This window comes from Companilactobacillus sp. (genome assembly GCF_022484265.1).
GTDB lineage: Bacteria > Bacillota > Bacilli > Lactobacillales > Lactobacillaceae > Companilactobacillus.
Map to the genome: position 1 here is coordinate 670,806 of NZ_JAKVLR010000001.1, position 24,365 is coordinate 695,170.

Here is a 24,365-nt window from a genome sequence, read left to right on the forward strand (position 1 = left end):
TTAATTAGAAAAATTTGTCACAAACTGATAAAATATACTTAACTAATAAATTAGGCCCAACTAAATTAAATATAGAAAGAAGTCGACCCCGTTAATGAAGAAATTTTTCCCAATAATTGCAATACTTATAATAGTCTTAGGTTTCAGTGCCTGTACGAATAAGTCAGGTACCGAAAATGCTGCCTCGGATTCACAATCATCAATCGTAGATAAACCGAAGCAATCGATCTCCCACCGTGAGATCGAACAAAATAAGACTACTTGGGAAAAGAAAACTTCAGATCTCAAAGTCGTCAATAACAAAACTACTATCTCTGACTTGGCAACATTTCCAGAAGATTTAGACGGACTCAAGAAGAAAAACGACTACGTCATCAGTGGTACAGTTGTGAATCTACAACAAATGACTGACCTCAATTCTAACGCTATGACAAAGGTTACAATCTTAGTCAATCGAGTGATCTCAGGCGACGACAAATTGACTGATCATAAGATCACCGTCGTTTGGCATGGTGGAATCACCAAGAATGCTAAATCTAAGAAGGTTTTCATTCAGTCTAAAGAAACGCCACTTCCGGAAATTGGTTCAAAGATCATTACTGGTATCAATAATAGTACTAAAACAGATTTAGATAAGAAATATGTGGAATATCTCAAAGATAATCACATCAAGACTTCATCGCTTTTCAAAGTCTCAGTTCCAGAATATAATGTTTGGATCAAGAATTCTGACGACAAGAAATATAAGCTAAACAATCCAACCTTAACTAAGAAGTCATCATCGATCGATGACAAAGACTTGAAGGCATTAAATAAGTTAACCACTCAATTGAACAATAATTATAACAATTAAAAAAGCAGCCGATTGGCTGCTTTTTGCGTATTCTAAAAGATTTGAGATTATTGAATGTTTACGTATGTTAAGCCAAACATCTTGCTTAAGTCAGTAATTTGTTCTGAATCAACGGCAAATGATAGTACTGTATGGTGACCGCCACCAGCAGTGATCCAAGCTTCGGCACCTTTCTTCCAACCCATCTTTGGAGTCCAAAGTTGTTTTGCGATTGGTAGATGTGGTGTTTCTTTTTCTGGCTTGTTACCTTCAACGTCATATGAAATGAGTTTGAACTCATCACCAAAGTCAGCCATAGTTACGTCGATTGCATCGCCTTCTGAACCTGTAAATACAAGACGTGCTGGATCATCTTTTCCACCGATATCTAATGGGTGAACTTCAACACGAGGTTTTGTTGAAGCGATTGTTGGATCAACTTCAAGCATGTGTGAACCAAGGATTGCTTCGTGGCCTTTTCTTAGATCCAATGTGTAATCTTCCATGAATCCTGTTTCTTTGTTGTGTGAAATGATCTTCATCAAACGGTCTAAAGCGGCTGTCTTCCAGTCACCTTCACCAGCAAATCCATATCCTTCAGCGTTAAACATTTGTACGGCAAGACCTGGCAATTGTTCCAATCCTTCAAGGTCTTCAAAGTTAGTTGTGAAGGCTGTGTATCCACGGTCATCCATGAATTTCTTGATTGCAAAGTATTCACGAATTTGATATTTAGTATTCTTCTCGAATTTTTCATCCCCATTGTCGCCAGGAACAAAGTCATATTCTTTTTGCAATTCAGCATATTTAGCATCGATATCTGATTCTGAAACAGCATTAACTTCTTTAACTAAGTCAGCAACGCCCCAGTAGTCAACTGTCCAGCCAAGTTTGATTTGAGCTTCGATCTTGTCGCCATCAGTAACAGCAACGTTTCTCATCTTACCAGCAAATGTAACTACCTTGATGTCGAATGATTCGTTGTAACCTACGGCTACGTCCATCCACTTAGCGATTTGTGTTTGGATATCTTCGTCGCCCCAGTAACCTGAAATAACCTTGTTGTTCTTACGTAAACGAGCGTTGATAAATCCGTATTCACGGTCACCGTGAGCTGATTGGTTCAAGTTCATATAGTCAAAGTCAATTGTGTCATAAGGAATGTAGTTTAATTTTTGTGTTGCTAAGTGTAGCAATGGTTTTTGCAATAATTTAGTACCACGGATCCAGTTTTTAGCTGGTGAGAATGTATGCATCCATGTGATAACACCAGCAACCTTGTCGTTGTAGTTAACTTCTTTCATTACTTTAGTAATGTTCTCAGCTGTTGTAGCAACTAGCTTAAATTTGATTGGGTATGGCAACTTCTTTGAAGCATTCAATTGGTCGACAATTTCTTTAGCATCTTTTTCTACTGATTTGAGTGTTTCTGGACCATATAAAAATTGACTTCCTGTGATGAACCAAAATTCGTAATCTTGCATTTTTTTCATGATAATTCTCCTCGGATTTTTAATTATTCTTCAACGTGTTGTGCATGTTCTTTTGACTTAGCATTATCTTGACCATAGTAAGCATTCTTACCGTGTTTTCTGTAGTAATGCTTGTCGAGCAAGTATTGTGGAACGCGGATATTGTCGCGTGTCAATTGCAAAGCGTGGTAACTGATCTCGGCAGCAACTTCCAACACCTTGGCATTGTAAACAGCTTTGTCAGGAGTAGCTCCCCAAGCAAATGGTCCGTGTTGGCTGACCAAAACAGCTGGGACAGCGTCGTGATCGATATTTCTTTCGTTAAATGTTTTAACGATGACTTTACCGGTGTTGCCTTCGTAGTCTTCTTCAATTTCTTGTTTTGTCAATGGGTCAGATACTGGAACGTCACCGTAAAAAGTATCAGCATGAGTTGTACTTGCAGCTGGGACGTCCATATTAGCTGAGGCAAATGAGACTGCCCAAGGTGAATGCGTATGAACGATTCCACCGATGTCTTTAAATTCGTTGTATAAAACAGTATGTGTTGGCGTATCGCTTGATGGATTCATGTTTCCTTCAACGACTTCGCCATCAAGGTTAACGACGACCATGTCCTCAGGCTTTAATGAACCATATTCAACACCTGAAGGTTTGATAACGAACAATCCTTTATCGCGGTCGATTCCAGAAACGTTACCCCAAGTAAAAGTTACTAGGTCAAGTTCTGGTAGACGCATGTTGGCGTCATATACTTCTTGTTTAAGTTTTTCTAACATAGAACTACCTTCCTAATCTTTAATTGCATTACCTGCTGTAGCTTCGATTGGAAGTCCAGCGACATATTTTTCAGTAAATTCTTCGTATCCCTTAACGCCTTCTGGTTCTGGACTCAAAGTCATACTTTCCGGACTTGTAAAGACGTTGTGGTCCAAATAGTCATCCAACGTTTGACCATTGTTATCTTTGGCATACATTGCTAAAACTGCCATGCCCCAAGGACCACCTTCACCAGCATTACCCATGACTGTGATCGGCAAGTTAAGCGCATTTGCTAAAACTTGTTGAGCCATAACTTGTGTTTTGAACAAACCACCTTGAGCAATCATGACATCCGTGTTGATATTTTCTTCATTACTCAAAATATTCATACCAATCTTCAGTGGTGCAAAAGCAGCATATAGTTGAGTCAAAATGAAGTTTGGGAGGTTAAATTTGCTGTTTGGCGTCCGAACGAATAATGGACGACCTGCTTTGATGTCGGTGATGTTTTCACCAGATTGATAACTGTAGTTAACTAATCCACCGGCATTAGGATCTGATTTTGTAGCTTCTAGGAACAGAGCTTCATACAATTTGTCCGGAGTTAAGTTAACGCCTAATCTAGCAGCGAATTCATTGAACAAGCTTGCCCAAGCATTAATGTCAGATGAACAGTTATTAACGTGAACCATCGCAACTGGCGAACCATCTGGCGTCATTACGATATCAATATCTTTGTGAACGCTCTTTAGAGGTTTTTCCAAAACTACCATTGAAAAAGCTGATGTTCCGACTGAGATGTTTCCGGTCCGTTTTCTAACACTGTTAGTTCCGACCATTCCAGTTCCAGCATCGCCTTCAGGAGGTGCCATGATGCTACCGGCTTCAAGATTGCCATTAACATCGAGTAACTTAGCTCCTTCTGCGGTCAACTTACCGGCAACTACGCCAGCTTTTTCAACCTTAGGCAAAATCGATTTGATATCCCAATCGTATTGTTTAACGTTATCTAGGTTGGCGAACTTATCGAGCATTTTTTGCGAGTAGTCACCTGTTTGTTGATCGATTGGGAAAGCTCCAGAAGCATCACCGATACCAAGAACTTTTTCTCCAGACAATTTCCAAGTTACGTATCCAGCTAAAGTCGTGATAAAGTCGATGTCTTTGACGTGTTCTTCTTTATTCAAGATTGCTTGATAGAGATGAGCCACGCACCAACGTTGCGGAATATTGAAGTTAAATTCCTTCGTCAATTGTTCAGCAGCGTCGGCTGTGATGTTATTGCGCCAAGTTCTAAATGGTACTAATAATTCTGATTTTTTATTAAATGCGAGATAACCGTGCATCATGGCACTGATACCGATTGATCCAATATTTTTTAAAGGTTGATGATATTTACTTTGCACTTCAGCAGCCATTTGGGAATAGCTGGTTTGAATTCCTTGCCAAACCAAATCGATTGGATAAGTCCAAATATCGTTTTCGTATTGGTTTTCCCAAGTGAAACTACCTGAGGCAATAGTATTAAAATCTTCAGTTACTAAAACTGACTTGATCCGTGTCGATCCAAGTTCGATTCCGAGTGAAACCTTACCTTGTTCGATTGCTTTAGATATTTCGACTAAATTCATTGAAATCTCTCCATTTCAATTGATTAATTATTTACTGAACTTTCTTCAACTTCTTCAGTTTTTTCAGCGTGGTGATGTTTGATACCTTGTTCTTCGATTTCTTCTAGTGTGTGACCTTTTGTTTCAGGGACACGAGTTCTGATGAATAGAACGCCGAGAAGACAAATGATACCGAAGATTGCAAATACGGCTTCTTGTGACATATTGGCTGTCATGATTGGGAACATCAATCCAACTAAGAACGAACCGATCCAGTTGAATGAAGAAGCGATACCTGAAGCACGTCCACGAATCGCTAATGGGAAGATCTCACCAACGATAACCCATGTAAGTGGTGCCCAAGTGAATGAGTAAAATGCGACGTAGATCGATAAGAACACAACGATCATCATTGGATTCATGTTTGGCATCATCAAGTTAAGAATTGCAGGAAGAATAAATGATAGTCCCATGACTGTTCCACCGAGCGTTAACAAAGTACGGCGATTGAACTTGTCGGCGATAACTAGGAACAAGAGTGAACCAAGTACTAATAAGATACCTTGAATAATTGGCCATAATAGTGCTGAACTTGCTGCGTTACCTGTAGCTTTTTCAACGATCAAAGGAATGTAGTAAAAAATCGCGTTAGCACCTTGGAATTGTTGGAAAGCTGCTACACCAACACCAGCAATAACTAAGTAACGATATTTACCAGTGAATAATGTACTGATTGAAGTATTCTTGGCTGCTTGATTTTCGTCGGTGGCTGTTTCTTGAATATTTTTCAATTCAGCTTCGACTTGATCAGCTGGTCTGATAAATGATAAAACTTGTTTTGCTTCATCAACTTTGTTGCTCTTAACTAAGAATCTTGGAGATTCAGGTAATTTCAAAACACCTAAGAAAAGAATAACTGCAGGAACAGCTGCTAATCCAAGCATCAATCTCCAAGCAAGTTGTTCAGGTAAACCTTTCAACAAGTAATCAACGATGTATGAAAGCAACATACCTGAAACGATCATTGTTTGGTTCAAGCCTGAGAGACGACCTCTCATTTTTGCAGGGGCCATTTCTGACATATAAGCCGGAACTAAGGCTGAAGCTGCACCAACGGCCAAACCTAAGAACATTCTGACGATGATCAAGTAGTATTGACCATCATGTGGTGAGATTCCTGAAAGAATTGAACCTACCGCAAAAACTAATGATGATATCAGGATCATCTTCCGACGACCTAACTTATCTGATAAGCTTCCGGCCAATGCTCCACCAAAAATGGCACCGAACATAACAGCTGAAGTTATCCACCCAACGATACCAGCGCTATTTTGAAGGGCCCAATCATGTTGCAAGAATGGTAAAGCCCCCGTCATAACACCGATGTCATAACCAAATAAAATTCCACCAAATGATCCGAAGAAATAAATAAAACCACTTGGGATTTTCTTTTTCGTATCCATCGATTTTCTCCTCAAAAAGCAATTATTATTTGAAAGCACTTTCATAAGCTCAAAAACATCATAAGACATTTGTACGTATAAATCAAGATACATTTTTCACTAGTTTAACGATTTGTACGTATCAATTGTCTGCCAAACATCTGGTATTAAAACGTTTTCAAACAAAAAAGCCATCAGAAAAAAATTTCTGATGGCTTTATATTTGATTGGTATTTTACTGTTGTTGTGGTGTTGTTGATTTTTTTGCTATTTAAATAATGGATAAAAAAGTAAGTTATTAATTGGGGCGGACAAGTTGGTTGTTACTTTGGTTGATCGCGTTCTATCCATATAGCGGAAACGCGCAAAAAGAAAATGAGGCAGGACACATAAGCTCGCCAAAGACTGCGGGGCGTGACGCGCCCACTCCGTCTCTGTCGATCTTATGCTCTTGCCTCAAATCTTTTCTTTTTACGCTCTGCTCTTTTTACGCTCTATTCTTTGTTGATTCTCTAAGTATCATCTCTGGTTCATACATGATGTATTTTTCAATGGTTTTATTTTCCATTTGATCGAACATCATCTTGGCGGCGTCTCGGCCCATTTGTTCCTTTGGATGTTCGACTGTGCTTAGTTTTGGCGAGATGTATTTGGATAATTGATAGTTATCAAATGCTATTACTGACACGTCTTTAGGCACGTTCAACTTCAATGAACGGATCAAATTTATTACTTGAATCGCCAATTGGTCGTTGTAACAAACAATTGCTGTTGGTCGGTCTTCTCTTCTCAAGATAGCTTCAATTCGACTGAAAACTGAGTGCATATTGTCCGATGATTGATACATCACAATTTCACTCAAATAAGAAAATTGATTATGTCCTTGATAAGACTTAATGTAGCCATTCATCCGATGAACACCCTGACCATCATCAATTTTGAAAATACCCAAAATCCGTTCATGTCCCATGTTAAATAATGCATCTGTCACTTGTTTGCCGGCAGCAATATCATTCATTTCAACATATGGAAAATCAAGGTCTTGGTAATGCGAGTTGATAAAAACCGTTGGTAATCCTGACTCTTTAATCTTCTGATACAAGTCTTTATTAGGATCGCCCAATGCACTCTGCGTTGGTTCAATGATCAAACCAGATAAATTACTGTCGATCATTTTTTTCAAACTTGTACGTTCTTTTTGCGGATCATTTTGCGTGTTGCTGATCAAGACTGAATAGCCTTTGCTTGAAACATATCGGTCGATCCCGGTAATGATGTTGGGAAAAATATAGTCGGCAATATGAGTAGTAATCACGCCAATTTGCTTACTCTCAAGCGGAGTTTGTTCAACTTGCTTTTGCCAGTCGTCAACGAACATCCCCCCACCTTGAATGGTATACAAGTAATGTTCAGATTCCAGATCACTGATGGCTCGGCGAATGGTATAGCGACTAACCTGATAAGTTTTCATCATTTCAGATTCTGTCGGCAATTTGTCATTGATTGCAAAAGAACCTGAAAGAATCTTTTCTTTAAGGTCGTTTTCGACCATTTCGTATTTAGTTTCCACCAGATCACTTCCTAACTAATTCATTTCAAAATTTATTCTAGCATGAATTATCGGGAAATTGGGCTATTTCGGAAAATTTGTACGGATAAATTTTAGAAAAAGACAAATTTTGTCTTTATAAACAATTTGTCCGCATCAAAAAAGCCGAATCGCAAAATGATTCGACTTAACTATAAATACTTATTTACAGCGATTGATGAAGATCGATGGTATTCTAATGGTTTGCTGTTCGTCACTAGATGCCACCTTGAATGCTGCTGCTCCAACCTTGGTCAGTTGATGATCAATCGTCGAAAAGCCCAAGATTTGACTCGGCAACTGCCCTTCTTGTCCCATAAAAGCAGGAATTTCCAATTGGTTGTCGATATAGAACTGTCTAAATCCAGTCGCAATGTCATCACTGTTAGCAAAGACAAAATCTGGGTTCAATCCACTATCGTGATAATACTTGCCGGCTTCATAACCGTTGTCATAGGTCGTGATATTATTGACAATCAATTTAGGATCCGGCATTACTCCAAAGACGTTCTGAAATGCCGCAATCGTTTTTTCGCTGGTGGCGCTTTTGCGATAATCGCGGTTTTGCATGATAGCAATTTTGGAATATCCGTGCTCTTTGACCCAGGTGAAAGCTTCAACATAAGTATGATAACGTTCAGTGTATGCTGCTGGCATCTTGACGTCTCCAGGATTTTGGCAACAAACTATCTGGCCGTACTTTAAATACTTGGCAATCTCTTCTAAAGGTAGTCCATGAGATGTAAAAATCAACGCATCAAAAGCTTTGCGTCGCAGTTGTTCCAAAAACTCGCGTTCCTTTTTTTGATCATAATTGGATAACAAGACCAAAACTCGATAGCCTAATTTGTATGCTTCTGACATGATTCCATCGAGGATCTGTCCAAAATATGCGTGTTTAGTATATGGCAACACGACACCAATGTTATAAGTTTTTCCACGGCTGAGGTCTCGAGCTACATCGTTTGGGACATAATCCATTTGATCAATGACTTGTTGGATCTTTACTCGAGCATCGTCCGAGACATAATTTTTTTGATTCAGAACTCTGGAAACTGTTGAGACTGAATAACCTGATAATTTGGCAATATCATGAATATTTGTCATATACTACACTCCTGTCGCTTCTTACTACAATGTATCACGCCAGAGCCGGGTGTAGCAAAAACGTGTTCAGATTGTCATCCAATTCAGCATTAGTAGTTGAATCGATCCGTACGTCAGTGAAGGTTTCACCCGTTTCAATTTTTAACCGGACGTTGTCGCGAACTGATTGCACAAAGTTATGGTCTTGAAAAGAAACTGGCAAAACAATCGCGATGATGGTGTCGACCTGGGTAACATCTGGATAATTCCAACCAATTTCATGGTCAAAGCTGACAACAAATAAAACTGGTTCCTTCACGTCACTAGAATAGGCATGATTGATAACTACGCCCTCGCCAACATCCGTATCGCTAACTGCCTCTCTGGCAAAAAGTCCACTGACTATTTCTTGATAAGATGCACCTAAATCAATCGCTAGTAACTCGGCAGTTTTTTTAACGGCCTCAATTTGGTTATTATTAGTTAATTCAACATTTTCAAAATTATTTCTCAATGATATTTTCATGATCTATCACCTTTCAGTCGTTATATTTCCTGCTACAACTGAACCATATCGTCTGAAACGGGTTTTAGGTCAAGTGATTTGTTAATAATTTTGAACATGATATTATTAAGAGAAAATAAATGAGGACAGATTCATGACAATTAAAAAATTTGAATTAATGCTCTACGTCAAAAATGTCGAAACAATTGCCGACTTTCTGGAAAACGCATTGGGTGCTAAACGTTTGGATAAGACTGATTTACCAGACAATAGCTCAACTATCAAACTTGCGATACTTGACCAAGTCAATGTTAACTTGTTCAACATCGACTTCATCACCAAATATTCGCCATCAGTTTCGATCGAATTTCCATCGATCATGTTGATGACGGATGACATTGAAGCTTTATATCAACAAGTTCAAAAGTACACTGACAAGATCAGTCCAATCACTTCTCGTGGCGAAGAAAAAACCTTTAACTTTGCTGACCCTGAAGACAATTACTATGCAATTGGGAATATGTAAAAAGCAGCCGGATGGCTGCTTTTTTAGTATTTAAGCCAAATATTATATTCCTGTTGCAACGATTCATTCATAAACGAATTGATACTTTGGTCAACGCCATTCTTAAGTGACCACTTCAAGAACGACATCACATTGGCTGAATATAGTTTTTGGATAAATTCAATTGGCAAATTACTCATTGGATTTGCGTTCACCAATTGAGCAATCGATTCGCTGATAATTTTTTCAAAACGGTCTTCTAGATCTGACCCATTTGTATGAACCTCTAATAACAACAAGATCTCCGTGGCATCCGGCTCCAAATAGTCGATCAAATTCTGCAGTGAATTATCATCTTGAAACGTGTCGACACGATCAGCCATTCCATCCGCAAACTTTTGAGCGTATAGCTCGGTCTCTTTGTCCAATAAGTCATATTTATCAACATAATGCTGGTAAAAAGTCGACCGACCAATCAAACTTTTTTGGCAAATTTGTTTAACATTTATCTTGTCAAAATCCTCTTCAGATAGCAGATCGTAAAATGAGTTTTTGATTAAATTTGTCGTTTTAACTACACGCAGATCCTTTGGATTAGCCATAATGTATCCCCGTTTTCTAATAATTTATTTAATAATTCAATGAAATGGATAGATAACCTCTATGGATTATCAAAAATAATTGCGAAATCGTTTGTTTTTTCACAACTACGTCTTGTAAACATTATAGCCAAAGTTATACTTTCAGTAAAACTTACTTACGGGGGGTTAGATCATGAAGTCAATTTCTTCATCTAGTGACGAATCATTTTCACAGAGACTGATTCAAAAATTTCATCTTTCAGAACAATTAAATATCATTCGTGCTGGCGTGTTGGGCGCTAACGATGGTATTGTTTCTGTTGCTGGTATCGTCATCGGGGTAGCCGGTGCCCAACAGAGCCAAGCAGCTTTATTCATTGCTGGAATTTCAGGAATGTTTGCCGGCGCCTTGTCCATGGGGGGTGGAGAATACATCTCTGTAAGTACGCAACGCGATACGCAAAAAACAATGACTCACATCCAAAATAAAAATATTCAAGCTAACTATGATGGCGAACTTGCTGACTTGACTCAACATTATGAAGATGAAGGATTAACGCCTGATCTTGCTGAAAAAGTAGCAACGCAATTAATGGAAAATGATGCCTTAAACGTGACTTTGAAGTCAAAATGCAACATTGAATTACAGCATTACTTCAATCCTTGGCACGCAGCCATTTCATCATTTTTCTCATTCATCTTAGGCTCGCTTTTACCGCTACTTTCTATCACATTTATTCCTAACCCTTATAAGGTTGTCGGAACAATCGCAGCCGTGATCCTGGCAATGAGCTTTACTGGATATGCCAGTGCATCGCTAGGAAATTCCGACCGAATACGTGGCGTTCTTAGAAACGTTTTAGTCGGTTTAGGAACCATGACTATCACCTACTTGATTGGTGGTTCATTAGGATAAACAAATACCGTACAGAAAATTCTGTACGGTATTTTTGTGCCGATTTAAATTACATCAGATCATGTCTGTGACGAGATATGTACAAGCTATTATTGATGATCAAGAACAGCAATACGATCATGTTTATCGCCGTGAACACCAGCATCACTATTTTTGAATAATTCATTGCTCCTGCAGCAAAAATGCTATTCAGCAACAATGGCAACATAACCGCAATTTCCATGAATGCACTGAACGCCAACACTGCGATACTAGTCCTACGTCCCACAAAAATCGATGAGATCACAAATGGCAAGTAGAGCATCATCAATACAAATGTAAAAATGATCAGCAAGACTAGACTTCCTGTCACCTGCAAACCACCTTTTGCCTGATCGATACTGGAGATGAACATCCCCACGATCAATAACAAATACGAGATACATAAACTAAGAATATTTTTTAAGCGCATATTAATTCTCCTTACTTGTATTATACCTGTTATTGTGTGGACAAAAAAAGACTAATTTCGATTAGGAAATCAGTCTTAATTTACATTACGAATTTTTGCATTGTTGATCATAGCCCACTCAGATGTTGATACGCGATACCAATGATTGCCAGATTGATCCACGTACACTTGGTCGGTATACTAATCAGTCTTTGGTGCTAAAGCTCGGTTAGATTTAATACCATTAACTGGGGCGCTGTACAGTGACGTCAATTGACTGGTCGTCACGGCAGAACTAATTTTAGTTGCTCCAGAAAACAATTCAGAAACTGAACTAATTTTTTCATTAGGTTGATAAGTCGATGGATATTGCGCACTCAATCCAACTTGATTGGAATAATTTGCATAAGCTTTCATCGCATCATAGTTATTCCCTACTTCAGCTGTGGTGGATCCAAAATCTTGTGCATAATAGATATATCCATTCGAAGGATTTATCGAAACGCCGATCCCAACATGTTTAAAAAACGGATTCAGCATATTCTTACGATGTCCAAAAGTTGCCACACCATCATCGTCGTATAAATTCGAAATAATTTGTTGTGCAATCTCTTTAGGATCAGTGATCGAAGAATTGTACCAATAACCAATATTTTCACCTGCAACCGCTGTAAATGGTGCACCGGATAAATAATTATATCCTGAATGTTCATCCAAACGATTGATATTAGCCAAATGGTTAGCTCGGTTTTGAGACATATTAGTTAGGACAGAAACGCCGCTCGCATTGCCGAGATCATTTTGTTTACGCAAGTCATTTAACTCGACCAAAATACTTTTGGCGATGGCCTCACTTTGACTGTTAGTCACAGCTTGAACATCTTGAGTTCGATCAAATTGAAGAAGCATTAATGGAACCATGAACAACATTGTAAAAAATACGATCAATGCTTTATTTTTTTGCTTCATTTACCTATCTCCCGAATATGTTTGATAGCTAAATTTTAACATTACAGTGATTCATTTAAAAACTTTGAATTAACGACGGTTGCGTCTTTGAAGTTTGAAGTTCCAAATAAGGAGTCCGATGATAAGCAAAGCAATCAAAATTGCAGCTAAGATAAATAGTGTGTAGTTAGGTTTCTTTGCGGTAGCTACCTTATTCAATCCTTTAGCATTCTTTCTTGTAACCGTGAAGTTCTTAGTGAAGTTCCAAGTTTTAATACCGTTGTCACCACTGACATTGACACGCATTGTGTATTTGCCTGGTTTCAATGATTGATTAGGATAATTTACCGGAAATTCGAAGTTGCTGTTAGGTGCAAATTGTAAATTCTTCTTCGACAATTGTAGAACTTTCTTTGTGCTACCTTGAGGTGTTACATACGAATTAATTGATGCTTGATTGATCAATGTAGGAGAAGTATTTTCTAGGTCAGCAGCAACATCAGGACCATTGTTATAAGTTGATAGACCGGCCTTAATTTGTTTCATAGTTGGGTTAACTGCATTGGTATTTTGTTGAATCTGAACAGCCAATACATATGAATAAATATTCTTGATACTGAATTTCTTACCAGGAGTATTTTTAGGTGCTTTAGTATCCTCTTGGACAATTCTAATACCACCTAAAATCATTCCTTTAAAGTCCTTTTTGGGAGCATTCAATGGCAATGTTATGGTTTCAGTAGAATTAGCCTGAACTGTATATTTCTGTGGTTCTGGAAACATTGACTCAATATCGTATTTAGTGGATGGATCCTTCTTCAAACCGTGTTTGCTGTAGTCGACGATACCATTAGCATTTGTGGTTGCTTTATTGACTTCAACCAAAAATGTATGTTCCTTGGAGTCAGAATTTTTGATATCGAACTTGATATCTTGCGTACTTCCTGGTGTGACTTTCAAATCATAAAAGTTAACATTTTTATTGATTTGATTATCTGGAATCTGTGGAGTCACGCTAAATTTAACTTGTGATTGATTAGTATTTGTCGCAGCATTGGCTGTTGCGGGACTAAAAGCACAAATGCCAAGAATCAGCATCAAAATCGTGGTAACAATTGTCCAAAGTCTTCTCATAATAAAATCTCCTTATTCCAAACTTATTGAATATTTAAAAAAAGAGGCGCGTACCGAATAACTTCGATAACGCCCCTCAATTATTTAATTATTAATTGTTAAAGTTTAAGCTGCTGGAGTTGTACTTGCTGTAGTACCAGTTGATGCAATAGGAGTTGCATTTAAAGTCCATGTAACATCAGATGTGTAGGTACCAGCCAAAATTGTTTGTGGTTCTACAGTCAACGTTGCGGCATTTGTACCATAAGTATACTTATAAGTACCGATACCAATTGGATCTGCATCAGTAGGTGTGTTTGCAGTAATGATTGGTGCTGCAGTATCCGTGATTTCAGTTGAATTTGCAGTTGGATCACTAGTACCACCAGTTGCTGAACTGAAAGCACCACCAGTTGTTGACAAATTAAATGACGTTGAATGTAATGCAAGTTTGCCGTTTGCAAATGGTGTTGCTGATGCAGTAACTGTATATCCGCCTTGATAACCAGGATCATCAACAGTTAATGGACTAGCGTCAGCGGTTGTTGATGTGAATGTCATTGATGAAAGATCATTAATTTCTCCACTACCTAGATCAAGTGTTGGAACAGTCTGCAATGCTAATGGACCTGCCGTAGCATCCAAAGTAGATGTTGTTGATGTTGGTGAACCAGTGGTGGTTTCAGTTGCAGCACTTGCTGTGCCGATCCCAGCGGTTCCGAAGGCTGCCAATAATGCAGCTCCGCAAAGGGTGACTTTAAGTAATGTTTTTCTCATAATTGTCATATAAATATCCTCTTGAATCTTTTATTCACGTTTCCTCGGGATAAAAGACTTTCATTTTATTGCCCAAAAATGAAATGAGCAGAAGACTTGTTTTGCTTACCTATGGGCTTAGGTCATGGGTGTTGATCTCAATGGTGTTTTAAGAAACTGCTGTTAAATCATTTCTTGGGACCATTTCAAATCTTCATAAAATCTAATTGTGTGATCAGTACGATCTATCTATCTAAATCCCTCATACCTTTCACAACTCTGTTATAAAATTTTTCTAAGTGATATACAAAAAATTGGCTCGAAAAACCGGTATTTATTTTTTGATTTTTAAACATTAATATTTTAAAATGATTTTGCGAATTATATATTAAAAAGCCCATTTGGATTTCATTTCCAAACGGGCTTTATTTTTGTTAACGCCAAAATTTTTGATTATCGGCCTTATCCTTTGTGTTAAACTCAATCACCTTTTTTAACACCGAGTAGTCGACTTCTTGATCAAAGCCAATTCTGAATAATTGCTTAGTATAAGAGTATCCAACTTGATCGAGTAATTCTTTAAAGTGCTCGATTCCCGCCTGTTCAGGAGCAACTGAGATATGATTTTTTGCCATGCTGAACGCAATGATAAATGTACCATGATCGGTAAACATCGGTTGATTCCAAGCTACTTTTCGACCCAACTCAGGAAATTCTTGATGGATCTTATCCAGTATTTCAATCATGCGTAACTTGTGATCACCATCGTCTAAAGTGTTTAAATATTCATCAAATACAGCCATAGCTTACCTCCGAATTTTCAAAAATTGTACCATACATTGAAGTGTTATTAATAGTAATTTTATAACCAAATATAAGCCGTTTTGGTTGAAACCTCATGGCATTTTCGGTATTCTAAAAATGAAAATGTACAAAGAAATTTTGGACATTTTGCACTATTTTTTGCCAATACAGATATTAGATATATCCTGTCGGAGGTGTAAACTTTGAGAAAAAAGAACAGACTTGAACTGGTAAATCTGATTGACGATGTAATTTCAGATACTGAAGGAACATCTCTGGTCCCTGTACTAGAATCATTTCGATCAAACTTATTAGATGGACATGATAATGGTTCGTTGTTAGATAAGATGTACTATAATATCCGACACATCTCATTGAGCGATCGTAATGTCAATTCAGACCGCATTTATGATTTATTACAATTTATTGATAAGAGTAACGTTTGGCACGATTTAGGAAAACACTTAGTAAAATCTAGATAATAATTAATAACTCTCAATTATAATGATTGAGAGTTTTTTCATACAAAAAATGCAGCTGTGACATAACTGCTATTCTCAATAAATATGCGGCATAAACGTGCGACAAAACATAGCTCACTCCGCCTAACTACAAAGAGGAACTAATTCAAAGTACGAATTAGTTCCTCTTTTACGTTAATGCTCGAGAGCTAACCATGTTTTGTCGCACTCTCATTTTGAATTTTTCCTTTAAAATTATGTTTTAGGGCTGGCCAGATGTACTTGTCTGACGTGGCGATAAAGACACCGTTGAACAAGATAGATACGACGGTCGCAATATTGATTGAATAAATATGATGCGTGAAGATAAATGATAGGATCACGATAATTGTCGGCGGGATAAAGTCGATTATCTGCGACAACGTTGCATTGCCCTTCAAGTAATAGAAACGCAGAATATTTGTCGTGTCGTCATTTGGATGCATGATAATATTGGCACGCTGATACAACGAAATGGCAATACAGAAACAAACGATACCTAAGATTGCAAAGAAGGTTCTAGCCAGCATCGGGTAATGCGGCATCCCTAATTTATCAAAAATGAAAGTGAAGATATCAATAAAATAACCATAAAATACTACGAAAATTATCTGACCTATAAAACGTCTGACATCAATTTTATGCAACAAAATCTGGTTGGTGATAGCATTTACTGTCCCAATAATATTCAACAAGATACCTGTATCGATACCGAGCCATTTATTCATATTGACCGCGGATGCTGTCCAAATACCACTTCCCATGTTAGATGAAATACAGAGCCCATTCCCCATGGCGTTGAGCGTCAGTCCTAAGACTAACCCAATAAAACGTTGCCTAACTGTATTTTTGATAATCGTCACTCCTTACTGCAACTATCTTACACGCAAAAAAAGTCCGAATACAAATTTTTCGGACTTTTTTATATTAATTGAATAATTTGTCACTATCTTTGTTGAAACGAGATCCAACAAATAGAATTTGAAGAATCACTAATAATAATTGCAAAGCTGGCATGTAGATCAAAACTACAACCAACACAATATAAAACAGCAACATATTTTTCCACGACATCATGTAACGATAGATTTTCATGCTCCGGATACTTTCGGCAACACTTTTATGTCCGGCTTTTTCATTATCATCTGCGATATAGTATGACAGCAACATATATGCTGCAGACCAGAGACCGTAAATAATCGCATAAAAAATCTGAGGTCCGCGGGAATTGATATGTTCACCAATCCAAGCAGTTGCGACTGGTAAAAACGATGTGGCAAACATCCAAGCCAAATTTGCCCAGAATACTCTTTGAGTGACCAATTTTGTTTTTGAAAACATGTAGTGGTGATTATACCAAGCAGTACCTATAAATAAATATCCAATCATATATGAAACCACATATGGCAATTGTGGCAAAATGGCTGACAGCTTTGTAGATTCAGGAACTTTAAATTCCAAGATCATGATCGTCAAAACGATAGCAATGATTGCATCAGTGAAAGCTTCGATTCTTCCCTTATTCATAACAAAATCCCCTTTGTTTGTTGAAATAATTATATCAAAAATAATTATTTTCGAATCAAAGAGGATTTAATTTTTTAAACTAACACAACTACCTTACCAATACTTTGCCCACTTTCCAGATATGCGTGAGCTGCATCTACTTGCGACAATGGATAAACCTTGGTTGGCGATACGTCAACGTGCTTGTCTTCGATGATATTTAACATATCTTGGATCCATGATAATTTAACGTCGCCTGATGAAAATGAGGTCAAGTAACGATTGTTAGGAATCATGGAAATTGGGTCGAACTTATCGATATCCCAAACTCCACCTAATTCGCCAGTCATACTGATAATTCCATTAACTGCTAACAAGTTCATGGAGTCTTTCAATGTGCTTGGTCCAATCAAATCTAAAATCTTATCGTATTGAAGCTTAGTTTGCAGACTACCATCTTGATCTAAAATAACGTCATCGTAACCTTTATCTTTCATCAGATCTGACTTAGCTAAGTCACGGGTTGAACCAGTCACGTGAATATCACGGTCGATAGCTTTGGCTAATTTGGTCGCAGCTACACCAACGCCACTAGTTCCACCACGGATCAACAATGAATCCCCTTGCGTCAATTTTAGACCAGTCAAGGCACCATATGCCGTGTAATAAGTTTCAGGAATTGCAGCAAGGTCTTCCCACTTCAAATTTGATTGAACCGGATAGATCTGCTCATTTGGTAGCAATGCGTATTCAGCATAGCCACCGTCAAAATCACGTCCCATTTCGCCCATCAATGAAATGACAGTTTGACCCTTAGGTAAATTCTTCGGATCAGTTGTGTCCTCAATAATTCCAACACATTCAATTCCTAAGATACGTGGAAATTTGACTGATGGCGAATATCCTTTGCGTGTAAAAATTTCTGAGTGGTTGACGCCAAATCCTTTGACCTTAACTAAACTCCAGCCAGGTTTCACCATTGGCGTTGGTACATCGGTATATTCGAGAACTTCTGGGCCCCCAGCTTTTTTAACAACTACAGCTTTCATAAACGTCCTCCTATTGTTGATAATTCTCTTTCAAAAATGTCGTTAGATCAGTCGCAGATTTGCCCATGATCGTTTGATAATCGGAGCTGATTTCATTGAGCAAACCTAGTTGACCAGCATGATACATCGAACTCAACATGTGACCTTCGCCACCTTGATCATAAGTCTGGCCAAATTCTACCAGCGTCATTGGTTGATAACCAATTTCGTGACCGGATACGTTCGACAATACTTGTGCCAATTCAGGCATCGTGTAATTTCTATCTTGAGTTAAAGTATAAATCTTTCCTGGGACTCGCAATTTTTCAGTAGTAGCTACCGTAGCAAAAGCTTTGGCAGAATCTTCCAACGAAATAAACGATAACTTTTCATCGCCCATTGGGTAAATGACATTTTTACGTTCAATCAATTCTGGTAAATAAGGAGCCAATGGATCAGCGTAGAGCGCATTTCTGATAATCGAATAGTTCAAATCAGTTTCAGCTAAACGCCTTGGCAAGTATCCGTAAAAAGCCGATAGGTCAAATGGATTGTTGACTTGATCAGAAATGAATCCCATGGCAATCATATGTCCTACTTCGGCCTTTTCAGCTGCCACGAGAACTTTTTCCAGCTCGCCGATTCGACTATAACTAGTGTGGCTCTTGCTTGGAACGTAAATAAAGACATCGGTTTCGGTCAGCAATTTGTCCAAGCTCTCTTCATCAAAAAAGTCGAATGGTTGAACGTCAAATCCTGAATCGATCAAATTTTGTGCCTTGTTGATCGAATGAACGCCCACGCGAACGTCCTTTGGATCGACGTACTGCTGCAGTTCATGAATGATCTTTGAACCTAGATGTCCAGTTCCACCTGTGATCGTATACTTCATGCGAATCCCTCCGTTTCAGTTAATACTTCAATTTTTTCAAATACTCGTTGTTGCCATGGTAATTTTCGATGTAGTCAGAATATGAATCGTACACCTTATTATCGTAACAAGTTAATAAGATATCCATTGGATAATCATCATTGTCGACCAAGAAATTGCTAGTCGTGTTCAAGGCCACGATTGCTGCTTCAGCTAATGGATATCCATAAACGCCAGTTGAGATTGCTGAAAAAGCTATTCGGTGCAAGTCATGCTCTTTAGCCAATAACAACGAATTACGATAACAATTTTCTAGTTGTTTCTTATCTTCCAAGCTACCTGAATAAACTGGTCCGACTGTATGGATAATGTATTTTGAAGGTAAGTTGTAACCCTTAGTCAACTTAGCTTGACCAGTTTCACAGCCATTTAACTTTTTACATTCTTCTAATAACTCTGGGCCGGCAGCCGCATGGATTGCTCCATCAACACCACCACCGCCTAACAAAGTTTTGTTGGCAGCATTAACGATGGCGTCATAGGCTACTTGGGTAATATCTCTGATTTCAAATTTTAAGGTACTCATATTCTCATCCCCATCTCGTTTAAGTTTATTTTAATACAATTATGATAAATTTATCGTTATTAATTAAGTTCTACGAAGTTTTTGATATAAAAATAGACCTAACAGCCGTCAGGTCTAAATTTGATTAATGTCTTCTGCGATTCTTTTGGTTCTTTTGATTCAAGTAGATAATAATTCCTAACAGGATCAAGACAATGATGATTGCCACGATGATCCAGACGAAATAATTAGGTCCTTGCTTAACGTCAACCGCAGATTTATTCAATTTGCTTGCTTGTTTATCTGTAATTACAAAGTCTTTTGTAAAGTGCCAGTGGTATCTGCCCTTTTCAGCCGTTGCTGTAAGATCCAACGTATATTTCCCAGCTTTTAGAGCTTTGCCATTTGCACTAATTGGAAAGTCGAAGTTACTGTTAGGAGCCATGCTCATGTCATTTTTCTTAACAGTCATGACCTTGTCTTTAGTGCCCTTGGTATTTACTTTTGCATTAACGTTTAGATTATGCATGATAGTTGGCTTTGTATTTTCCAAAGTCGCATTAACGTAGTTTCTAGCATTATATTGATTGGTCTTGACCTTCAATAATTTCATGTCAGGAGCTACGTAATCCTCATTAGAATGAAGTTGTAAACCAATTACATAAGCAAATTGGTTTTTGATAGAAACACCTTTGCTCTTGCTACTGTCGCTTTGAACCTTTTGAATTCTAACGCCACCTAAGATTACACCAGGAAATTCATTCTTGGGTACATTCAAGTGGAAAGTATATTCTTTGGTTGAATTTGCAGGAACTGAAACAGTGGTTGGTGCAGGTACGAGACTTTCAAGATTGTTTTGAGCGTCTAGTGATTTGTCAGGTTTGACTCCGTGGGTTGAATAATCGATCACACCATTACGGTTAGTCCCAGCACGGTTGATTGAAACCCGAAACTTGTTAGCCTTGGAATCACTATTTTGAATCTTAACTGTCAAATCTTGACCTTCGTTTGGTTTAACCAACAAATCAAAATAAGTGAGTTTCTTGTCCAATTGATTATCAGCTTGATTTGCTGAAACTGTGAAATTTAAACTTTCAGCTTAAACATTCTGTCCGCCAAAAAAAATTCCCAGTATTGCCACGATTGAAAAACTCAATACTAGCCATATCTTTTTCATACTATTTGTTCCCCTCTATCGAACTTATCAAATAACTCCATTTACATTATAAGAATAACTAACTTGGAGCATTGGTCAAGGACCAACTTAATGAACCGACATAATGATCCGCTACAGCATTAGCAGTATCGTTTAATACTAATTGCGTTGGAGAATTACTATCTTGGTTCAAACCTATCGTCCAAGTACTTAATCCTGTGTTCTGTGGAGCCACAACGATATTTTCGTAGGATCCAATTGGGATCCTGAGAGTCTTGGATACTGGCGGAGCACTCACATTAGAACTAGGTTTTCTAATTGCTTCTGTTCCTAGATACAAATAACCATTGTTGAGACTGGCACCAGTTTGTTCACCAATGAGTGAATCTGGTCTTAGTTGCAAGGTCCAACCATTGCCGTTAGCTCGAGAATCAGTTATTTGTACCATTGCGTGGGTGTTCTTAGCTGTCGCGGTTAGACCACCCTGCTTTAATTCATGTGTACCAAATCTTAAATTACTTACATAATCTAAAGTCAAAGGACCAACTGAACCAGTACCATCGTTTCCTGGGTCATTAATATCGCCAGGATATGGCACGTCAGGATCATAAGGATCACGAATCATATTCGGGTCATTTGGAATTGGTCCTTGTTGTAAATTAACTGTCGCATTAGTCGTAAAGCTTTGAGCCGCCAATGCGTTAGTCGGGAAAACTGAAAAGGACAATATTGCACTTAGCAGTATTGAGCTTGACAGCATATAACTACGTCGCATTATTGTCCTTTCCTGAAACTTATTTTATTTTGTTGATGAACAATTATGCAGATGGTGCATCTGTTAATGTCCATGTAAGTGTTGAAACGTATGTACCTGCAACATTACCATCAGGAATAGCCAATTTTGCTGTTTCATCACCAGCATTGAATTTGTTGTTCCATGTACCAACACCATTGCCAGTAGTAGCAGTGAAGATTGGTTGAGCATCAGTGTTGATTGCAACGCTTTGTGTTGTAGGTGCACCTGATTGGTTAGCTGCATCTTCTGATCCAACTGTACCATTAAGAGTTAGTACAGCACCTTTAAGAGATAAGCTTTGTGCCTTGTCATCGAATGTAGTACCTGAAACTTGTACATTCCAACCTTGACCAACACCAGCATCAACAACTGTGATTGGATCATCAACAGATGATGCTTTAAGATTTAGTGCTGAACCATTCAGTGTATTTGTACCAAAATCAAGAACTGGTGCTTTTGTTAATTCAACTTTAGCATTTGGGTCTTTTTCCAAGTTTACTGTTGCTGTTGTGTCTCCAGTATTGTCTGTGATTGGTGCAGCGTTTGCTACGCCTACTCCTGTTGCTGATACGCCCATTACTACTGCGCCTAATACTGATGTTACCTTAATTAATTTTTTCATTCTTCTCTCTCCTTTTGCCCTCTACTAGTAGATATATCACCCAGGTAAATAGTGCGAATATAAGTACTAACATCCCTAATAAGAGGCCTTCTTGTAGATTATTGGTCTGTGGTAGCAAGCCTGATAATGCAGTTTTTGGTTGACTGCTTGCCGTAGTCGAACCTGGTGCTGTGGTAGTTTGGGTAGAACCACCATTGTTACCATTTGTAGTTTGATTTCCATTTCCGGTGCCAGAGCCGTTCCCGTTACCGCCAGGATCGGTTGTGGAACCACCATTGCCGCCGTTACCGTCACCACCATTATTATTAGTGGTGAGAGTAATGTCGTAGTAGCTAGATTGTGCATCAGCCAAGACATTCGTTGGAGATGATTGAAATAGCATCAACATAGGAAAAATTAGTAATATGAAAACACTAACTTTCTTCCACATCACGACCCTCCTATATACATCAAACATTAATACTCCAATAATATATACGAATAAAATCGAATCCGCAATAAATTTGATGTAAATAATTATTTGGTATAAACAAATTATACTATAAATATACTACCACTGGCTATGGTAACGGTTTCAAAAAAGGAAATTTTTTCTTTCAAATTTTATACTCATTATTTACGACAATGAGTTTTAGTAATGTAATCTTTTTGGTATCAAAAATTGGCTATTGTTTACAATATTTTGTCATATTGTCCAAATTTCAATGTTTCAACTATTTAAAAATCAAACCTGAAAAAATGATATTTTTTTACATTTATTTTTTGAACAAATGTATATGTCATTACATATGACTGAGAAAAATAAAAAAGCATCCAACAAATTAATTGTTAGATGATTTTTTTACCAATTTGAGTGGTCCCACAGCCTTCCGTCCAACTCATGTTGGATTTGTTCAGAACGCTTTTGCTGTTCTTGGATCACTGTTTGCAGTGCATGTAAGAAAGCCCGATTTTCATATTCATTTTGTTTTTTCGATAGTGCTTTTACTTGTTCGATCAACCAAATATTTTGATTACTCAAGGTTATCATCCTCGCCTTCTTTGATCATTTGCAGCGTATCGTTCAATTGGTCTAGGTCATCGATCTGTTGCTGGAATGTGTCCAGAATCAGGTTACCTGTGGGCTTTTCATTCTTATTCAAACCTTCAACGAATTTTGCCAAATGTTCTGAAAACCAACTTTGGCGATTCTTCAATGAATCTGGGAACTTTTGACTGATATAGCGCTGGTAGTCGATCAATAGCTGCATTTGTTGGTGCTCAGTCTTATACCAGAATTGGTCAACTAAAAACATTGGCAAAACTTTCATGTGCGCTCTTGAAGCAAAGGCACGATAAGGACTCAATAATTGATCCAAAGTCATATTTTCAGCACCGCCAACTTGGAAATCTTTTTCCGGTAAGCCTGTCGTTACTACTAGTCCAAACTCTTTATCTTCTAAATGGAATTGACCATCACCGTAAACGAAGTTTCGACTCATGACTTTATCCAGCCACTCTTTTAAGCCTGCTGGAGCTGAATACCAATATAGTGGGAATTGAAAAATGATCCGATCAGCGGATTCGAGCAGCTGTCTTTCAAGGTCAACTTCAATACTTTTGAGACCTTCAATGTGATGCCAAATAGCATCGGTCGATTCTGATCCCTTTTTTAAAAATTGTTGGGTCTGCGAACCGCTGATTTCTGGATGTGAGACTACGATTAAAGTTTTGATATGATCACCTTCAATGTGTTATTAAGTCAAGCATACCAGACTAGATAGCGTTTTCCATAGTAAATTATCTTTCATCATTAAATATTAAAAGTTGATTTACAAATAAGCGCTTCAACCAAATTTGATTGAGTTAATTCATATTTGAACCAATTAATTATTTTATTGATTTTTATAAATTGTTTCCTTAACCTTAAAGTATTGTTTAATTCATTTATGGGTGGGATACGTCATAGATCAGTTATCAATAAATAAATTA

At 37.9% G+C, this 24,365-nt stretch carries 28 protein-coding genes and 1 pseudogene; 4 read left to right on the forward strand and 25 right to left on the reverse strand.

The window, feature by feature from the left end:
• The first annotated feature begins 94 nt into the window (after nt 1–94).
• Nucleotides 95–853, forward strand: coding sequence for a hypothetical protein (locus tag LKF16_RS03395; protein WP_291468640.1), 759 nt, complete (start codon nt 95–97; stop codon nt 851–853).
• A gap of 47 nt (nt 854–900) precedes the next feature.
• On the opposite strand, the gene araA is transcribed toward LKF16_RS03395, so the two are convergent.
• The 7 genes from araA to LKF16_RS03430 form a co-directional block, all read right to left on the reverse strand.
• Nucleotides 901–2,325 carry an L-arabinose isomerase gene (gene araA, locus LKF16_RS03400; protein WP_291468642.1) on the reverse strand — a complete coding sequence of 475 codons (1,425 nt, stop codon included), beginning with the start codon at nt 2,323–2,325 and terminating at the stop codon, nt 901–903.
• A 23-nt stretch (nt 2,326–2,348) separates the two neighbouring features.
• Nucleotides 2,349–3,083, reverse strand: a complete 735-nt coding sequence (locus LKF16_RS03405; RefSeq protein ID WP_291468644.1) for an L-ribulose-5-phosphate 4-epimerase — start codon at nt 3,081–3,083, stop codon at nt 2,349–2,351.
• Between the two features lie 12 nt (nt 3,084–3,095).
• Nucleotides 3,096–4,697, reverse strand: coding sequence for a xylulokinase (locus LKF16_RS03410; RefSeq protein ID WP_291468646.1), 1,602 nt, complete (start codon nt 4,695–4,697; stop codon nt 3,096–3,098).
• Between the two features lie 23 nt (nt 4,698–4,720).
• On the reverse strand, nt 4,721–6,139 hold the full coding sequence (locus LKF16_RS03415) for a sugar porter family MFS transporter (protein ID WP_291468648.1): 1,419 nt from the start codon (nt 6,137–6,139) through the stop codon (nt 4,721–4,723).
• 466 nt (nt 6,140–6,605) lie between these two features.
• The gene (locus LKF16_RS03420) at nt 6,606–7,688 is read right to left on the reverse strand and encodes a GntR family transcriptional regulator (protein WP_291468650.1); all 1,083 of its coding nucleotides are present in this window, start codon (nt 7,686–7,688) and stop codon (nt 6,606–6,608) included.
• A gap of 180 nt (nt 7,689–7,868) precedes the next feature.
• Nucleotides 7,869–8,813: a LacI family DNA-binding transcriptional regulator gene (locus LKF16_RS03425; protein WP_291468652.1), complete on the reverse strand. Its 945-nt coding sequence runs from the start codon at nt 8,811–8,813 to the stop codon at nt 7,869–7,871.
• Between the two features lie 34 nt (nt 8,814–8,847).
• Nucleotides 8,848–9,318, reverse strand: coding sequence for a PTS sugar transporter subunit IIA (locus tag LKF16_RS03430; protein ID WP_291468654.1), 471 nt, complete (start codon nt 9,316–9,318; stop codon nt 8,848–8,850).
• Between the two features lie 133 nt (nt 9,319–9,451).
• Between LKF16_RS03430 and LKF16_RS03435 the strand changes: the two genes are divergently transcribed.
• Entirely contained in the window at nt 9,452–9,823 is a 372-nt protein-coding gene (locus LKF16_RS03435) for a VOC family protein (protein WP_291468656.1), read from the forward strand.
• 23 nt (nt 9,824–9,846) lie between these two features.
• On the opposite strand, the gene LKF16_RS03440 is transcribed toward LKF16_RS03435, so the two are convergent.
• A complete protein-coding gene (locus tag LKF16_RS03440) occupies nt 9,847–10,404 on the reverse strand; it encodes a hypothetical protein (RefSeq protein ID WP_291468658.1) in 558 nt (185 codons plus the stop codon).
• 172 nt (nt 10,405–10,576) lie between these two features.
• Here LKF16_RS03440 and LKF16_RS03445 point away from each other — a divergent pair, with 172 nt between their 5' ends.
• The gene (locus tag LKF16_RS03445; protein ID WP_291468660.1) at nt 10,577–11,299 is read left to right on the forward strand and encodes a VIT1/CCC1 transporter family protein; all 723 of its coding nucleotides are present in this window, start codon (nt 10,577–10,579) and stop codon (nt 11,297–11,299) included.
• A 49-nt stretch (nt 11,300–11,348) separates the two neighbouring features.
• Here LKF16_RS03445 and LKF16_RS03450 read toward each other — a convergent pair whose 3' ends face one another.
• The 5 genes from LKF16_RS03450 to LKF16_RS03470 form a co-directional block, all read right to left on the reverse strand.
• Complete coding sequence (locus tag LKF16_RS03450) at nt 11,349–11,750, reverse strand: hypothetical protein (protein ID WP_291468662.1); 402 nt, start codon at nt 11,748–11,750, stop codon at nt 11,349–11,351.
• 180 nt (nt 11,751–11,930) lie between these two features.
• Nucleotides 11,931–12,698 (reverse strand): CAP domain-containing protein, encoded by a 768-nt coding sequence (locus LKF16_RS03455; RefSeq protein ID WP_291468664.1) that lies wholly within the window; start codon nt 12,696–12,698, stop codon nt 11,931–11,933.
• 69 nt (nt 12,699–12,767) lie between these two features.
• Complete coding sequence (locus LKF16_RS03460; protein ID WP_291468666.1) at nt 12,768–13,811, reverse strand: DUF916 and DUF3324 domain-containing protein; 1,044 nt, start codon at nt 13,809–13,811, stop codon at nt 12,768–12,770.
• A gap of 105 nt (nt 13,812–13,916) precedes the next feature.
• Nucleotides 13,917–14,576, reverse strand: coding sequence for a WxL domain-containing protein (locus LKF16_RS03465; RefSeq protein WP_291468668.1), 660 nt, complete (start codon nt 14,574–14,576; stop codon nt 13,917–13,919).
• 404 nt (nt 14,577–14,980) lie between these two features.
• The gene (locus LKF16_RS03470; RefSeq protein WP_291468670.1) at nt 14,981–15,349 is read right to left on the reverse strand and encodes an iron chaperone; all 369 of its coding nucleotides are present in this window, start codon (nt 15,347–15,349) and stop codon (nt 14,981–14,983) included.
• Between the two features lie 204 nt (nt 15,350–15,553).
• Here LKF16_RS03470 and LKF16_RS03475 point away from each other — a divergent pair, with 204 nt between their 5' ends.
• Nucleotides 15,554–15,832, forward strand: coding sequence for a hypothetical protein (locus tag LKF16_RS03475; RefSeq protein ID WP_291468672.1), 279 nt, complete (start codon nt 15,554–15,556; stop codon nt 15,830–15,832).
• A gap of 188 nt (nt 15,833–16,020) precedes the next feature.
• Here the strand turns inward: LKF16_RS03475 and LKF16_RS03480 are convergent, their stop codons facing one another.
• The 12 genes and pseudogenes from LKF16_RS03480 to LKF16_RS03535 form a co-directional block, all read right to left on the reverse strand.
• Nucleotides 16,021–16,644, reverse strand: a complete 624-nt coding sequence (locus LKF16_RS03480; RefSeq protein ID WP_291469389.1) for a hypothetical protein — start codon at nt 16,642–16,644, stop codon at nt 16,021–16,023.
• A 133-nt stretch (nt 16,645–16,777) separates the two neighbouring features.
• Nucleotides 16,778–17,377 (reverse strand): TMEM175 family protein, encoded by a 600-nt coding sequence (locus LKF16_RS03485; protein WP_291468674.1) that lies wholly within the window; start codon nt 17,375–17,377, stop codon nt 16,778–16,780.
• 74 nt (nt 17,378–17,451) lie between these two features.
• Nucleotides 17,452–18,405 (reverse strand): zinc-binding alcohol dehydrogenase family protein, encoded by a 954-nt coding sequence (locus LKF16_RS03490; RefSeq protein ID WP_291468676.1) that lies wholly within the window; start codon nt 18,403–18,405, stop codon nt 17,452–17,454.
• Nucleotides 18,406–18,415: 10 nt separating this feature from the next.
• Nucleotides 18,416–19,276: an NmrA family NAD(P)-binding protein gene (locus LKF16_RS03495; protein ID WP_291468678.1), complete on the reverse strand. Its 861-nt coding sequence runs from the start codon at nt 19,274–19,276 to the stop codon at nt 18,416–18,418.
• 19 nt (nt 19,277–19,295) lie between these two features.
• Nucleotides 19,296–19,841, reverse strand: a complete 546-nt coding sequence (locus LKF16_RS03500) for an O-acetyl-ADP-ribose deacetylase (RefSeq protein WP_291468680.1) — start codon at nt 19,839–19,841, stop codon at nt 19,296–19,298.
• A gap of 124 nt (nt 19,842–19,965) precedes the next feature.
• Complete coding sequence (locus LKF16_RS03505; RefSeq protein WP_291469391.1) at nt 19,966–20,565, reverse strand: DUF3324 domain-containing protein; 600 nt, start codon at nt 20,563–20,565, stop codon at nt 19,966–19,968.
• Nucleotides 20,554–20,892, reverse strand: a pseudogene (locus tag LKF16_RS03510) (DUF916 domain-containing protein); the annotation flags it as partial. The pseudogene LKF16_RS03510 and the gene LKF16_RS03505, both read right to left, overlap by 12 nt.
• Before the next feature lie 163 nt (nt 20,893–21,055).
• A complete protein-coding gene (locus tag LKF16_RS03515) occupies nt 21,056–21,751 on the reverse strand; it encodes a WxL domain-containing protein (protein ID WP_291468682.1) in 696 nt (231 codons plus the stop codon).
• Nucleotides 21,752–21,794: 43 nt separating this feature from the next.
• Entirely contained in the window at nt 21,795–22,394 is a 600-nt protein-coding gene (locus LKF16_RS03520; protein ID WP_291468684.1) for a WxL domain-containing protein, read from the reverse strand.
• Nucleotides 22,378–22,824: a hypothetical protein gene (locus LKF16_RS03525; protein ID WP_291468686.1), complete on the reverse strand. Its 447-nt coding sequence runs from the start codon at nt 22,822–22,824 to the stop codon at nt 22,378–22,380. The genes LKF16_RS03520 and LKF16_RS03525 overlap by 17 nt, the downstream gene beginning before the upstream one ends.
• A gap of 411 nt (nt 22,825–23,235) precedes the next feature.
• Nucleotides 23,236–23,415 carry a hypothetical protein gene (locus LKF16_RS03530; RefSeq protein ID WP_291468688.1) on the reverse strand — a complete coding sequence of 60 codons (180 nt, stop codon included), beginning with the start codon at nt 23,413–23,415 and terminating at the stop codon, nt 23,236–23,238.
• The gene (locus LKF16_RS03535) at nt 23,408–24,124 is read right to left on the reverse strand and encodes an NAD(P)H-dependent oxidoreductase (RefSeq protein ID WP_363305297.1); all 717 of its coding nucleotides are present in this window, start codon (nt 24,122–24,124) and stop codon (nt 23,408–23,410) included. Before LKF16_RS03535 ends, LKF16_RS03530 begins: the two co-directional genes overlap by 8 nt.
• Nucleotides 24,125–24,365 lie beyond the last annotated feature (241 nt).